A 13,526-nucleotide genomic window follows, 5' to 3' on the forward strand; every position below is an offset into this window, starting at 1 on the left:
GGTGAGGGCGGGACGGGACGGACCTACCCCGACCCGGCGGACTCGACCGCGGTCCGCGTTCACCCCTCCTTCAGCAGCCGCTCCCGGCACCGGGCCACATTGAAGTCCGCCGCCGGATAGCCGGGATCCAGCTCCTCCAGATGGGCCAGCAACAGCCGGCTGATCGCCCAGTTGCGGTACCACTTGTGGTCCGCCGGGATCAGGTACCAGGGCGCGGCCCCGGTCGAGCAGCGCTCCAGGGCGATCTGGTAGGCCTCCTGGTAGGCGGGCCACCTGGCGCGCTCCTCGATGTCGGCGGGATCGAACTTCCAGCGCTTCTCCGGATTGTCGAGGCGCCTGAGCAGACGGCGGCACTGTTCCTCGTACGAGATGTGCAGGAAGCACTTGACCACGGTCACACCGTCCTCGGCGAGGGCCCGCTCGAAGTCGTTGATCCGGGGGTAGCGCAGTTCGATCTCGGTGCGCGGGGCCAGCTCGTGGACCCGGGCGATCAGGACGTCCTCGTAGTGGGAACGGTCGAAGACGCCGATCTCGCCCGGCTCGGGGAGCGCCTTCCGCACGCGCCACAGGAAGGGGTGCCGGCGTTCCTCGTCGGTCGGCTTCGTGAAGGCCTTGAGCCGGCAGCCGGCCGGGTTGAAGTGGCCGACGACGTGCTTGACGGTGCCGCCCTTGCCGCTGGTGTCCATGCCCTGCAGGACCAGCAGCAGGCGGCGCCGGTCGCCGCGGACGCCCGCCGCCCACAGGCGCTCCTGGAGACCGGCGAGGCGCTTGCCGGCCCGCGCGGTGGCGGCCTTGGCGGTCGCCTTGTCATCGGGGCCGCCGGGGGTGGCCCCGGCGTCGTGCGCGGCGAGGTCCACGGGCCGGCCGACGGGGAGGCGTAGCAGCTCGCGGAGGTGGGCCGCCTTGTCCGTGTCCTTGTCCTTGCCGTTCCTCGCCACCGTGCGCCCCTTCCGTCCGGCATCCCTCGGTCGCCTCCGCGTCACCGGGTTCCCCGGCTCGGCGGCCGTAGCGGCCGGCGGTGTGCCCTGGACCGGTACGCGGCCACGTGGCCGGTCAGGGCACGCCGGACGGTGCCCGAGGCGGCACAGGTCGCGTCATCCCGGTCGGAAGACCACGTCGTCGGCGCCGGTCTGCTGCGGGGCGCGCCTTTCCTCGAGGGCCTTGTCCTCTTGGGCCCTGCCCTCAAGGCCCTTCTCCTGGGCGCCCTTCTCCAGGAACCGCAGCAGTTCCACCGGGATGGGCAGCACCAGGGTGGAGTTCTTCTCCGCCGCCACCGCCATCACCGTCTGCAGCAGTCGCAGCTGCAGGGCGGAGGGGGTGTCCGCCATCTGCTGCGCGGCCTCGGCCAGCTTCTTGGAGGCCTGCAGCTCGGCGTCCGCGTTGATGATCCTGGCCCGGCGCTCCCGGTCGGCCTCGGCCTGGCGGGCCATGGAGCGCTTCATCGTGTCCGGCAGGGACACGTCCTTGATCTCGACCCGGTCGATCGTCACACCCCACTCGACGGCCGGGCTGTCGATCATCAGCTCGAGACCCTGGTTCAGTTTCTCGCGGTTGGAGAGCAGGTCGTCGAGGTCGCTCTTGCCGATAATGGACCGCAGGGAGGTCTGCGCCATCTGTGAGACCGCGAACCGGTAGTCCTCGACCCGGATGATCGCGCTCACCGGATCGACGACCTTGAAGTAGACCACCGCGTCCACGCGCACGGTGACGTTGTCGCGGGTGATGCCCTCCTGCGCGGGCACCGGCATCGTCACGATCTGCATGTTGACCTTGCGCAGCCGGTCGACCCCGGGGATGATCATGGTGAAGCCCGGTGGTCTGTCTGTGTCGGTGACCCGCCCGAGCCGGAACACCACGCCCCGCTCGTACTGCTTGACGACCCGCGCCGCCGCGGCCAGGTACACCAGACCCGCCGCACCGGCCGCGACGATCGCTCCCACCAGTTCCTGGAACATGACGACCTCCTCCACACCAGAGGCATCGTCTTGTAACGATATGCCCGCGTTCGCCCGGAGGCCATGTCCCGGCGATCGGGACCGGGTGGGGCGGTGCGGCAGGTGGTGGGGCGGCGCGGGTGGCCGGCCGGCCCGGGGCCGTGGTTTCGACGGCCCGGACCGGCCGGCCACCCGGGTGTCGTCAGGCCGCCAAGAGCCTCACCGGCTCCGTGCCCGCCGCGCTGTGCCGTTCCGCCCAGTTCTCCAGGGCCGTGCGGCAGGCGTGGTCGAGGTGGTGCAGACCGGACAGGTCCAGTCGGACGGGCCGGTCCTGGGGCAGCGCCTCGAGGGTGTCGAGGATCTTCGGCAGTCGCAGGAAGGTCGCGTTGCCGGTCAGGTAGGCCTCGACCGGGCCGGTGCCCTTGTCGACGACCTCCAGCTTGACGTGCGAGGCCTCCCAGGCGGTCTTGACGACGGCCAGCGCGAGTCCGATGAGTACGCCCTCGAACATGCTGACCGAGACGATCGAGACCGCCGTGACGGTCAGGATCACCGCCTCGCCGCGGTGTTCGCGCCACAGGGCGGCGAGCGCCCGGACGGGAACGAGCTTGGCGCCCGAGTAGATCAGGATGCCCGCGAGGGCCGGGATCGGGATGTAGCCGAGAGCCTGCGGCAGCAGCGCCGCGAACAGCAGCAGCCACACGCCGTGCATCACGCGGGACGCCTTCGTCCGCGCGCCCGCCTGGACGTTCGCCGCGCTGCGCACGATCACCGCGGTCATCGGCAGCGCGCCGAGCAGTCCGCAGATCGTGTTGCCCGCGCCTTGGGCGAGGAGCTCCTTGTCGTACTGGGTGCGCGGCCCGTCGTGCATCCGGTCCACGGCCGCCGCGCTGAACAGCGACTCGGCGGACGCGATCAGCGTGAACGCGACGATCGTGCCGAGCACCGCGACGCCCGCCAGGTCCCCGAACGTGCCCAGGGGCGGCGGCTGGATCGAGTCGATCAGCCCCTTCACCTCGACGGTGGCCACGGGCAGCGACAGGAGGACGGCGGCCAGCGTGGCGAGGCCGACCGCGGCGAGCGGGCCCGGGACCGTACGCACCTTCGCCGGTGCGTGCTTCCACAGCAGCAGGACGGCTATCGTGCCCGCGCCGAGGGCGAAGGAGGCCATCGCCCCGGTGTCCCCGAGGGCGTCCGCGAACGCCCCGGGGAGCCCGGCTATCTTGCCCAGGCCCGAGTCGGGGGCTTTGGCGGCCAGCGCCGGATACAGCTGTCCGGCGATCAGCACCAGGCCGATCCCGGCCAGCATGCCCTCGACGACCGAGACGGAGATGGCCCGGAAGTAGCGGCCCAGCTTCAGCGCGCCCATCAGCACCTGGAGCAGACCGGTGGCCAGCACGATGGCACCGAGCGCGGGCAGCCCGAACTCCTGCACCGCCTCGAAGACCAGGACGGTCAGCCCGGCGGCCGGCCCCGACACCTGCAGGCTGCTGCCGCGCATCAGCCCGGTGACGATGCCGCCCACGATGCCGGTGACGAGTCCGAGCTCCGCCGGGACACCGGAGGCGACGGCCACGCCCACGCAGAGCGGGAGCGCGACCAGGAAGACGACGAGGGACGCGGCGAAGTCCTGCTTGAGGTGCGGGAACCGGGACTTCGGTGGCGTCGGGGATATGGGGGTCACATTGGCCATCGGGGCGCTCACAGGGACTCGAAGGTGTCGGTCTGCGGGCGGTGCGTCCGTACGGCGCCGGTGTGCACCTCGTAGTACCAGGCGTGCAGGGCGAGCCTGCCCTGCGCCAGCTTGTCGGCCACGCACGGGTAGGAGCGCAGCCGCAGCAGCTGGGCGAGGACATGGCTCTGCACGCCCTCGGCGACCGTCGGATCCTCCACGGCCCCCTTGGGCCGGGGCGTGGCGTGCGTCAGCCAGTCGCGCACGGCGGGCACGGCGTCGAGGTCGTCACCGCGCACCAGCGCGCCGACGGCTCCGCAGTGGGAGTGGCCGCAGACGACCACGTCCCGGACGCCGAGCACTTCGATCGCGTACTCGATGGTCGCCGCCTCGCTGGTGGGGTGCTCGGAGGCGTACGGGGGGACGATGTTGCCCGCGGTGCGCAGCTCGAAGAGCTCGCCGGGGCGGGCGCCCGTGATCAGGGCCGGGACGACCCGGGAATCGGAGCAGGTGATGAACAGCACCTGCGGGGACTGGCCCGCGGCCAGCTTGGCGAACTCCTCAGGGCGTTGTCCGAACGTACGGGCGTTGTCGATGAGGGGCTGCTGCATGTGTGTGGGTTCCTCCTGGCGCGCCTCGGTGGCGCGTCGGGCTTGCACGACGGATGTGGGGGGAGAGGACGGCGGCCCCCTCTCAGCAGCGGAAGACCTGCAGCGCGGCTGGTGAGAGGGGTCTCCCGGGTCTGGCCGTGCGATGGTGCGTCCCCCGGTCCGCGGCCGCCGGGTCCGCGGCCGCGGACCGGGCCGGCAGCGAGCGTTGCTGTGTCCACCCGGAGGCGGCGGCGCGGTGGCGGACCCGGGTGTGCGGGGGACCGGCCGGATCCCCCGTGCAACTCAGGTCGCGGAAGGTGTCGGGACCGGGTGCCTGCTTCGCGGAGGACTTGATTCCAGGCTGGGTCCCGGCCTTCACATGATGGGAGGTGTGCGCGGATGCGAACGCTGTGGCGGGAGTGAAGAGTTGCAGCGCCAGCAGGGTCGCGGCCAGGAGGGAGAGCACGGCACGGGCCGTTGTACCTCGGAACATGCGCCCCCCTCCCGCGTTTCACGCCTCTGGTCCATGCCAAGGGGTGGTCAATGGATGGTCAAGAAGCACCGTAGCTCAGCAAAGCGGTTTGCAGGGTTAACTCGGTGTTACGCGCGGAAGAGAGCGTGGAAAGTGCTGGTGAAGTGGCTGAATCCGAGTCTTGACCGGCGCGTCCGGTTGCGGTATCAGCCCTGCTCGGCCGGCACCAGGCCCTTGGCGTCCCTGGCGAGCGCGGTGAGCCGGGATATCGCGCGGAAGTACTTCTTGCGGTAGCCGCCGTTCAGCATCTCCTCGCTGAACAGCTGGTCGAACGGCAGCCCCGAGGCCAGGACGGGCACCTCGCGGTCGTAGAGCCGGTCCGCGAGGACGACGAGCCGGAGGGCGGTCGACTGGTCGGGAACCGGGCGCACGCCGGTGAGACACACGGCCCGCAGGTCGTCGGTCAGCGCGCCGTACCGGCTGGGGTGCACCCGGGCGAGGTGGTCCAGCAGACGGGAGAAGTCGTCGAGCGACGCGCCCGCGGTGGCGTGCGCCGCCCGGGTCACCTGCTCCTCGGAGAACGGCGCCGGAGCCTCGGGCAGCCCGCGGTGGCGGTAGTCCTCGCCGTCGATGCGCAGGGTGCGGAAATGGGCCGACAGACCCTGGATCTCGCGCAGGAAGTCGGCCGCCGCGAACCGGCCCTCACCGAGCTTGCCGGGCAGCGTGTTGGAGGTGGCGGCGAGTGCCACACCCGCCTCGACCAGCCTCCCGAGCAGGGTGGACACCAGGACCGTGTCGCCCGGGTCGTCGAGCTCGAACTCGTCGATGCACAGCAGGCTGTGCCCGGAGAGCGTCCGCACCGTCTGCTGGAAGCCGAGCGCGCCGACCAGGTTCGTCAGCTCGACGAACGTGCCGAACGCCTTGCGGGACGGCTCGGCCGGACTGGCGTGCCAGAGGGAGGCGAGGAGGTGGGTCTTGCCCACGCCGTAGCCGCCGTCCAGGTAGACGCCGCGCGGGCCGGCCGGCGCCTTGGGTGCCTTGGCCCTGCCGAAGCCGAACAGCCCCCGCCGGGGCGCGCCCGAGGCGCCCGAGCCGCCGGTCCCGCCCGCGAAGTCCTCGAGCACCCCCACCGCCTCGGTCTGGCTGGGCTGGTCGGGGTCCGGGATGTACGTGGCGAAGCGCACCGAGTCGAAGCGCGGCGGCGGCACCATCTCGGCGACCAGCCGGTCCGCGGGGACGTGCGGCTCACGGGCACAGAGGGACAGGGGGGCCGCGTCGGCCACGGGGCCGATCCCGGAGGCAGCGGTGGAGGTAGGCACGCTTCCCTACTTTAGGCCCTGTCGTTTGGATCATCCCGGCGTCGCGGGGCCTGGCACGACATCTGCGGCGTTGCCGTCGGTTGCCGACTCCCCCACTCTCGGCTTCGCTCGTGCGGGGGGGACCCCCATCGCGTTGTCGCCCTCCTCCGCCTTGCAGCTGCACGCACCAGACCCCGCTCGGGCCGACTGAAGAGCGCCGTGAGCCACAGCCGGCCTGATCCAAACGACAGGCCCTGGCGCCGTGCCACACTGCACGGATGCGACGCCTGTTCCCTGTGACCGACGAGACAGCCGCCCGGAGCATCGGTGCCGCCGCCCACGAGGGGTCCGGTGGGGCCCCTGGCGCCGGCCCCGACCACGAATGGACTCTCGCCGAGCTCGCCGCCGCCTACGCCTATCCCGAGCCGGCCGCGCCCGGCGGGCGGGTGCCGTGGCTGCGGGCCAACATGGTGTCCACCCTCGACGGCGCGGCCCAGCACGAGGGCCGCTCGCACCCCATCTCCAGCGCGGCCGACATGCGGATCTTCGGTACGCTCCGGGCGCTGGCGGACGTCGTCGTGGTCGGTGCGGAAACGGTACGTCAGGAGGGGTACCGGCCGGCCCGCGAACGGGCGGAGTTCGCCGCGCTGCGGTCCGCGGCCGGACAGGGCCCGGCGCCGGCGATCGCGGTCGTCACCGCGAGCCTGGAGCTGGACTTCTCCCTCCCGCTGTTCACCTCGCCCCTGGTGCCCACCCTGATCCTGACCGGCGCGGCAGCGGCCCCGGACCGGGTCGCCGCCGCGGAGAAGGCGGGCGCCCGGGTGGTCGTGGCGGGCGACGGGACGGGGGTGGACCCGGCCCGTGCCGTCCAGGCCCTCGCGGACCTCGGCCACACCCGGCTGCTCACCGAGGGTGGCCCCCGGCTGCTCGGCCAGCTCGTGGCCGCGGAGGTGCTCGACGAGCTCTGCCTGACCGTCTCGCCCATGCTCACCGCGGGGGACGCGCAGCGCATCGCCGGCGGGCCGTCGGTCCCCGTGCCCCGGCGGTTCGAGCTGGTGTCCCTGCTGGAAGAGGCCGGATTCCTGTTCAGCCGCTACCGTCGGTCCTGAAAATCCGTGCGATCACGGGGCAGGATGGTTTCCGCGGGGCCCGCCGGGGCTCGCGGAGGAAGAGGCCCGCGGATGCACGAGGGAGAAGGGGCGCTGGTGTTCACAAGCGTTTTGATGATCGAGAAAGCCCTGACGTCCGCCGACGTGGAGTTCGTCAGCACCTTGCACGGAGAGGAGCCGGTCTCCTTCCACGTGCTGCTCCAGCCACGCGGCGACCAGGCGGACCGCCTGCTCAGGGCCATCGACGACATCGCGCTCGGCGAACTCGACGAAGCCGCGCGCGAGGGCGCCACCCCGGAGGGCGACGACGCCAGGGCGCTCGGCCGGCAGGCCCTGGACGTCTCCCTGACGGCACTGCGCGCGGCGGGCGGCGCGGCGGAGGGCCGGCTGATCGAGGACCACCCGCTGGACGCGCTGAAGACCCTCGTCGACGAGGTCAAGGCGGACGAGGTGATCGTGCTGACCGACCCCCACTACGTGGAGGAGTTCTTCCACCGGGACTGGGCCTCACGCGCCCGGCACAAGGTGGGGGTGCCGGTGCTGAAACTGTTCTCGCACAGCAAGGCGTAGCCGCTGCCGCTGGGCTCGGCCGTGCGGGGCGGGCGGGGGGGCGTGATCCCGCGCCCCCCGAGGCACGGGCGGCTCGCATCCGCCCCTCTTCGGCGATGCCCGCCGGCGCGACGCGGGTGGGTCGCCCCTCGAAACCGCTCGCGTCCGTCGGTGGTCCGTGCCCGCCGCGCCTCGGTGCTGTCCGCGGCGTCGATGCCCGCCCCGCGCGGGTGGGCCGCACCCCGTGAGCGGCCCGTCTCCGTCGGCGGGGTCGCCCCACCGGCGGCGACGCACTCGCGCCCGCCGCACGGCACCCGCTATAGGGTGGGGGCGCTCACCGTCGTACCGGATCTTGGGAGATACGCACATGGCAGCCGGCCTTCCCCCCGCCATGGACCGACCGCACTTCATCGGCATCGGCGGCGCCGGAATGTCGGGTATCGCGAAGATCCTCGCGCAGCGCGGGGCCAAGGTGGCGGGCAGCGACGCGAAGGAGTCGGCGACCGCCGAGGCGCTGCGGGCACTGGGCGCGACCGTGCACATCGGGCACGCGGCGGAGCACCTCGCCGAGGACGCCACCTGCGTGGTCGTGTCGTCGGCGATCCGGAAGGACAACCCGGAGCTCGTCCGCGCCGCCGAACTGGGCATCCCGGTGGTGCACCGCTCCGACGCCCTCGCCGCCCTGATGGACGGGCTGCGCCCGATCGCGGTCGCCGGCACCCACGGCAAGACCACGACGACGTCGATGCTCGCGGTGTCGCTCACCGAGCTGGGCCTGAACCCGTCCTACGCCATCGGCGGCGACCTGGACGCGCCCGGCTCCAACGCCCTGCACGGGGAGGGCGACATCTTCGTCGCCGAGGCCGACGAATCGGACCGCAGCTTCCACAAGTACGCCCCCGAGGTCGCGATCGTCCTCAACGTGGAACTGGACCACCACGCCAACTACGCCTCGATGGACGAGATCTACGAGTCCTTCGAGACCTTCGCCGGCCGTATCGTGCCGGGCGGCACGCTGGTGATCTCCGCCGACCACGAGGGCGCCCGGGAGCTGACCCGGCGCCTGGCCGGATCGGTGCGGACGGTGACGTACGGAGAGGCGGAGGACGCGGACGCACGGGTCCTGTCGATCGTCCCGCAGGGACTGAAGAGCGAGGTCACCGTCCTCCTGGACGGGCGGGAACTCACCTTCACGGTCTCCGTCCCCGGCCGCCACTACGCGCTCAACGCGGTGGCCGCGCTCGTGGCGGGCGCGGCGCTGGACGTCCCGGCCGCCGAGCTGGCCCCCGCGCTGGCCGCGTACACGGGCGTCAAGCGGCGGCTGCAGCTCAAGGGCGAGGCGGCCGGCGTCCAGGTGATCGACTCCTACGCCCACCACCCCACGGAGATGACCGCCGACCTGGAGGCGATGCGCGCGGCCGCGGGCGACGCCCGGATCCTGGTCCTCTTCCAGCCGCACCTGTTCTCCCGCACCCAGGAGCTGGGCAAGGAGATGGGCCGGTCCCTGACCCTCGCCGACGCCTCGGTCGTCCTCGACATCTACCCGGCCCGCGAGGACCCGGTCCCCGGCGTCACCAGCGACCTGATCATCGACGCGGCGCGGGCCGCGGGCGCGGAGGTCACGGCGGTCCACGACAAGGAGCAGGCGCCGGCGGTCGTCGCGGGAATGGCGAAGGCCGGTGATCTCGTTCTCACGATGGGTGCGGGCGATGTCACCGACCTCGGCCCGCTGATCCTGGACCAGCTGTCGAAGTGAGAGGCTGAGACTCATGTCGTACGACGTCGAGAAGCCGGACGAGCAGTGGCGCGCGGAGCTGAACCCGGCCGAGTACGCCGTCCTGCGGCAGGCCGCCACGGAACCCGCCTTCACCGGTGAGTACACCGACACCAGGACCAAGGGCGTGTACTCCTGTCGCGCCTGCGGTGCCGAGCTCTTCACCTCCGGCACCAAGTTCGAGTCCCACTGCGGCTGGCCGTCCTTCTACGACCCGAAGGACACCGACGCCGTGGAGCTCATCGAGGACCGTTCCCACGGCATGGTCCGTACCGAGGTCCGCTGCGCCCGTTGCGGCTCCCACCTCGGGCACGTCTTCGAGGGCGAGGGCTATCCGACCCCCACGGACCAGCGGTACTGCATCAACAGCATCTCGCTGCGGCTGACCCCGGACGAGGGCTGACTCCGGCAGGCCTCCCGTGCGCCCGCACCGGCGCACGGGTCACCGGCGCACCCGGCGCGCCGGCCGTCGAAGTACTGAAACACTCAAGGTCTAGACTGCTCCCCGCAACGGCTCGAACGATGACGAACTTGGCCGAGAACGGGCAGCTTCTGCCACACCCGAAGGGTATGCGGCGCCTTGATAAGGATAGATTCAGTCACCAAGCGGTATCCGGACGGCACGGTGGCGGTCGACCGGCTGTCGTTGGAGATTCCGGACCGCTCGATCACCGTCCTGGTGGGCCCGTCCGGCTGCGGCAAGACCACTACCCTGCGGATGATCAACCGGATGGTCGAGCCGAGTGAGGGCACCATCCTGATCGACGGCGTCGACATCCAGAAGCAGCCGGTCAACACCCTGCGCCGGTCCATGGGTTACGTCATCCAGAACGCCGGCCTCTTCCAGCACCGCACGATCATCGACAACATCGCCACCGTGCCCCGTCTGCTGGGCTGGAGCAAGGACAGGGCACGGGGTCGTGCGGCGGAACTGATGGAACGGGTCGGGCTCGACTCCTCGCTCGCCAAGCGCTACCCCTACCAGCTCTCCGGAGGGCAGCAGCAACGCGTCGGCGTGGCACGGGCGTTGGCCGCCGACCCGCCGGTGCTGCTGATGGACGAGCCGTTCTCGGCCGTCGACCCGGTGGTGCGCAAGGGCCTGCAGGACGAACTGCTGCGTATCCAGGAGGAGCTGGGCAAGACGATCGTCTTCGTCACGCACGACATCGACGAGGCCGTCAAACTGGGCACGATGGTCGCCGTGATGCGCACCGGCGGCCACCTGGCCCAGTTCGCCCCGCCCGCCGAACTCCTGTCCGCCCCGGCCGACTCCTTCGTCGAGGACTTCCTCGGCACGGACCGCGGCATCCGCCGGCTGTCCTTCTTCTCCTCCGCCGGTCTGCGGTTGCAGACCGCCCCGGTCGTCGCCGTCGACGCGAACGCCGAGCGCATCGCCGCCCGCGGCACCGCCGACGCGCCCTACGTCCTCGTGACCGACCTCGACGGCCGCCCGCTCGGCTGGAGCAGGCCGCAGGACCTCACCGCCGGCGACATCGCGCCGGAGCGACTGCTGTCGTACGGGCGGCCCTTCGTGGCCGGCCGGGACTCGCTGCGGGACGCGCTCGACGGCACCGTGCTCTCCCCGACCGGCTGGGCGGTCGCCGTGGACGACGGCGGGCGGGTCGTCGGGGTGGTCTCGCAGCAGGCCATCGGCGAGGCCATCCGCGAGGCCCACGCGGAGGTACCCACCGCTGCGAAGGTGGCCGGATGAACGGCCTGTTCCATCTTCCGAGCGACCTTCAGAACAGCTACTGGGGCCTGGTCGGACTGCACCTTCGGGAGGCCCTGCTGCCGGTGCTGGCCGGCCTGCTGGTGGCCCTGCCGGTCGCCCAGCTGTGCGTGCGGCTGCGCTGGCTGTACGCGCCGGTGCTGTGGGTGACGACCGTGGTGTACGCGATTCCCTCGCTCGCCCTGTTCGTCGTCCTCATCGACTACACGGGCCAGACCGAGACCACGGTGATGATCCCACTGGCCCTCTACAGCCTGGTGGTTCTGGTCCCGGCGATCGTCGACGCCGTCCGCTCGGTGCCGCAGGAGACCCTCGCCGCCGCCACCGCCATGGGCTTCGGGCCCGTACGCCGCTACCTCCAGGTGCAGTTGCCGATCGCCGTTCCCGCCATCTTCGCGGGCCTCAGGGTCGCGACCGTTTCGAGCATCTCACTCGTCAGCGTGGGCGCGCTCATCGGCAACCAGGGCGGCCTCGGCAACCTGCTCCACGACGGCATGACCTACCACCAGCCGCGTCTGATCTGGCTCTCGGTGATCGGCTCGGCCGTCCTCGCCGTCCTCGCGGACGCCGTTCTGGTCGGTGTCCGTCTGCTCCTGACGCCCTGGATGCCGCGCGGCACCCGCAGGGCACGCCCCGTCGACGCCGAGGCCCGGCCCGAACCGGCCGCGGCCGCCCTGGAGGACGCCGTCCGATGAACGTACTCCACTTCGTCAACGCCTTCTTCAGTGACAACGCCAACTGGCACGGCTACGACGGCATCCCGACCCGGCTGCGCGAGCACGTCCAGTACACACTGATCGCCCTGGCCATCGCCGCCGCCATAGGCCTGCCGGTGGGTCTGCTCACCGGGCACACGGGCCGTGGCGGCAACGTCCTGGCGCTCGTCGCCACCGCCGCGCGGGCGCTGCCCAGCTTCGGTCTGCTGGTGCTGATGTTCGTCCTGATCGGCTTCGGCCTGGTGCCCGTCATGATCCCGCTGGTCGCGCTCGCCGTGCCGCCGATCCTGGTGACCACGTACGAGGCGATGCGCTCCGTCGACCCGTCGCCGGTGGACGCCGCGCGGGGCATGGGCATGGGGGAGCCGCGGATCCTGTTCCAGGTGGAACTGCCCGTCGCGCTCCCGCTGATCCTCAGCGGGCTGCGCTCGGCCGCCATCCAGATCGTGTCGACGGCCACCATCGTCGCCTACGTCAGCCTCGGCGGGCTCGGGCGGTACATCATCGACGGCCTCGCCCAGCGCAGCTACGCGAAGGTGGTGGGCGGCGCCACCCTGGTTGCGGGACTGGCGCTGGTCACCCTCGCGGTGTTCTCGCTGGTGAACAGGATCGCGGTGTCACCGGGCGTACGCCGCGCGGCCTGAGCCCGTCCTTCAGCGTCCCTCGGTGCGGGCCAGCGCCAGCTCCAGTACGACGAGCAGCGCGTCCCGCACCGAGCCGCGTTCCCGGGCGTCGAAGACCAGCACCGGGACACCGTCGGTGACGTCGAGCGCCCAGCGGACCTCTTCCAGGGTGTGCTGCACCATCCCGTCGAAGGCGTTGACCGCCACCGCGAACGGGATGCCCTTGTGCTCGAAGTAGTCGACGGCGGCGTAGCAGTCGTCCAGGCGGCGGGTGTCGACTATGACCAGCCCGCCGACCGCGCCCTCGACGATGTCGTCCCACATGAACCCGAACCGCTCCTGCCCGGGCGTGCCGAACAGGTACAGCTTGAGCGTCGGGTCGATGGTGATGCAGCCGAAGTCCATCGCCACCGTCGTGGTGGTCTTGCGCGGGGTGTGCGAGAGGTCGTCCACCCCCGCCGCCACCTCCGTGATCGCGGCCTCGGTGGTCAGCGGCTCGATCTCCGAGATCGCGCCCACGGCGGTGGTCTTGCCCACGCCGAAACCGCCCGCGACGACCATCTTCACCGGCAGCGGGGGCCGTACCACGGCCGACCGCGTGGCGGGGCCGCCGGTCGGAACTTCAGTCGGTGTCACTCAGTACTCCCCGGGAGTCGGGGATGGCGCGGAGGCCATCGATAACCCTGCGCAGGACGGACGCGTCGTGGGTGGCGTCGGAGTCGGGCACGCACACCGTCAACTGCCCGGCCGCGCGCAGATCTTCGGCCAGGACGCGGACCACGTTGAGGTGCAGTCGCAGCCGGGCCGCCAGCTCCGCGATCGACTGCGGGAGCCGGCAGGCGGCGACGATGTCGTGCTGCTCGAAGGACAGCGTCTCGAGCGCGTCGAGCCCGGCGGCGGTGGCCACCACCTGGGTCTCGACGGGCACCGTCCGCCCGGAGCCGCTGTCCGCGACCCGGCCCGCGGTGACCAGGAACGGCCGTACGGCGGGGGCGGGGCCCACCGGGTCGGGGCCCGGGGGCGGGGAGCCGTCCGCCATGACTGCGTGTCTTCCTCTCTC

At 71.8% G+C, this 13,526-nt stretch carries 15 protein-coding genes; 7 read left to right on the top strand and 8 right to left on the bottom strand.

All coding sequences use genetic code 11. The annotated features are described in order from the left end of the window. Positions 1-59: 59 nt before the first annotated feature. The 6 genes from ACWC21_RS23200 to zapE all read right to left on the bottom strand — a co-directional run bounded on the left by ACWC21_RS23200 (position 60) and on the right by zapE (position 5,987). A complete protein-coding gene (locus ACWC21_RS23200) occupies positions 60-938 on the bottom strand; it encodes a PPK2 family polyphosphate kinase (RefSeq protein WP_450884703.1) in 879 nt (292 codons plus the stop codon). A 156-nt stretch (positions 939-1,094) separates the two neighbouring features. Continuing rightward, complete coding sequence (locus ACWC21_RS23205) at positions 1,095-1,955, bottom strand: slipin family protein (RefSeq protein WP_450884704.1); 861 nt, start codon at positions 1,953-1,955, stop codon at positions 1,095-1,097. Positions 1,956-2,136: 181 nt separating this feature from the next. Beyond that, complete coding sequence (locus tag ACWC21_RS23210; protein ID WP_450884705.1) at positions 2,137-3,618, bottom strand: SulP family inorganic anion transporter; 1,482 nt, start codon at positions 3,616-3,618, stop codon at positions 2,137-2,139. Positions 3,619-3,635: 17 nt separating this feature from the next. Next, positions 3,636-4,217, bottom strand: coding sequence for a carbonic anhydrase (locus ACWC21_RS23215; RefSeq protein WP_450884706.1), 582 nt, complete (start codon positions 4,215-4,217; stop codon positions 3,636-3,638). 82 nt (positions 4,218-4,299) lie between these two features. Continuing rightward, positions 4,300-4,689, bottom strand: a complete 390-nt coding sequence (locus ACWC21_RS23220; RefSeq protein WP_450884707.1) for a hypothetical protein — start codon at positions 4,687-4,689, stop codon at positions 4,300-4,302. A 185-nt stretch (positions 4,690-4,874) separates the two neighbouring features. Next, positions 4,875-5,987, bottom strand: a complete 1,113-nt coding sequence (zapE, locus tag ACWC21_RS23225) for a cell division protein ZapE (RefSeq protein ID WP_450884708.1) — start codon at positions 5,985-5,987, stop codon at positions 4,875-4,877. 257 nt (positions 5,988-6,244) lie between these two features. Between zapE and ACWC21_RS23230 the strand changes: the two genes are divergently transcribed. The 7 genes from ACWC21_RS23230 (at position 6,245) to ACWC21_RS23260 (ending at position 12,487) form a co-directional block, all read left to right on the top strand. Then, entirely contained in the window at positions 6,245-7,075 is an 831-nt protein-coding gene (locus ACWC21_RS23230) for a pyrimidine reductase family protein (protein WP_450884709.1), read from the top strand. 96 nt (positions 7,076-7,171) lie between these two features. After that, positions 7,172-7,645, top strand: coding sequence for an indole-3-glycerol phosphate synthase (locus tag ACWC21_RS23235; protein ID WP_450884710.1), 474 nt, complete (start codon positions 7,172-7,174; stop codon positions 7,643-7,645). A gap of 346 nt (positions 7,646-7,991) precedes the next feature. Next, positions 7,992-9,380, top strand: coding sequence for a UDP-N-acetylmuramate--L-alanine ligase (murC, locus tag ACWC21_RS23240; RefSeq protein WP_450884711.1), 1,389 nt, complete (start codon positions 7,992-7,994; stop codon positions 9,378-9,380). 13 nt (positions 9,381-9,393) lie between these two features. Further along, positions 9,394-9,801, top strand: a complete 408-nt coding sequence (msrB, locus tag ACWC21_RS23245) for a peptide-methionine (R)-S-oxide reductase MsrB (protein WP_450884712.1) — start codon at positions 9,394-9,396, stop codon at positions 9,799-9,801. 177 nt (positions 9,802-9,978) lie between these two features. Then, positions 9,979-11,109 (top strand): ABC transporter ATP-binding protein, encoded by a 1,131-nt coding sequence (locus ACWC21_RS23250; RefSeq protein WP_450884713.1) that lies wholly within the window; start codon positions 9,979-9,981, stop codon positions 11,107-11,109. Next, positions 11,106-11,822, top strand: a complete 717-nt coding sequence (locus tag ACWC21_RS23255) for an ABC transporter permease (protein WP_450884714.1) — start codon at positions 11,106-11,108, stop codon at positions 11,820-11,822. Before ACWC21_RS23250 ends, ACWC21_RS23255 begins: the two co-directional genes overlap by 4 nt. Continuing rightward, complete coding sequence (locus ACWC21_RS23260; RefSeq protein ID WP_389146477.1) at positions 11,819-12,487, top strand: ABC transporter permease; 669 nt, start codon at positions 11,819-11,821, stop codon at positions 12,485-12,487. Before ACWC21_RS23255 ends, ACWC21_RS23260 begins: the two co-directional genes overlap by 4 nt. Positions 12,488-12,496: 9 nt before the next feature. Here the strand turns inward: ACWC21_RS23260 and ACWC21_RS23265 are convergent, their stop codons facing one another. After that, complete coding sequence (locus ACWC21_RS23265; RefSeq protein WP_450884715.1) at positions 12,497-13,102, bottom strand: GTP-binding protein; 606 nt, start codon at positions 13,100-13,102, stop codon at positions 12,497-12,499. Further along, complete coding sequence (locus tag ACWC21_RS23270; RefSeq protein WP_450884716.1) at positions 13,089-13,505, bottom strand: DUF742 domain-containing protein; 417 nt, start codon at positions 13,503-13,505, stop codon at positions 13,089-13,091. Before ACWC21_RS23270 ends, ACWC21_RS23265 begins: the two co-directional genes overlap by 14 nt. Positions 13,506-13,526 lie beyond the last annotated feature (21 nt).

The organism is Streptomyces sp. NPDC001348 (genome assembly GCF_053597535.1).

Bases quoted from the DNA above. Each gene is read 5' to 3' on its own strand.
- ACWC21_RS23205 (WP_450884704.1), bottom strand. From the start codon at position 1,955: ATGTTCCAGGAACTGGTGGGAGCGATCGTCGCGGCCGGTGCGGCGGGT.
- ACWC21_RS23215 (WP_450884706.1), bottom strand. From the start codon at position 4,217: ATGCAGCAGCCCCTCATCGACAACGCCCGTACGTTCGGACAACGCCCT.
- ACWC21_RS23220 (WP_450884707.1), bottom strand. From the start codon at position 4,689: ATGTTCCGAGGTACAACGGCCCGTGCCGTGCTCTCCCTCCTGGCCGCG.
- ACWC21_RS23230 (WP_450884709.1), top strand. From the start codon at position 6,245: ATGCGACGCCTGTTCCCTGTGACCGACGAGACAGCCGCCCGGAGCATC.
- murC (WP_450884711.1), top strand. From the start codon at position 7,992: ATGGCAGCCGGCCTTCCCCCCGCCATGGACCGACCGCACTTCATCGGC.
- msrB (WP_450884712.1), top strand. From the start codon at position 9,394: ATGTCGTACGACGTCGAGAAGCCGGACGAGCAGTGGCGCGCGGAGCTG.
- ACWC21_RS23255 (WP_450884714.1), top strand. From the start codon at position 11,106: ATGAACGGCCTGTTCCATCTTCCGAGCGACCTTCAGAACAGCTACTGG.
- ACWC21_RS23260 (WP_389146477.1), top strand. From the start codon at position 11,819: ATGAACGTACTCCACTTCGTCAACGCCTTCTTCAGTGACAACGCCAAC.
- ACWC21_RS23270 (WP_450884716.1), bottom strand. From the start codon at position 13,505: ATGGCGGACGGCTCCCCGCCCCCGGGCCCCGACCCGGTGGGCCCCGCC.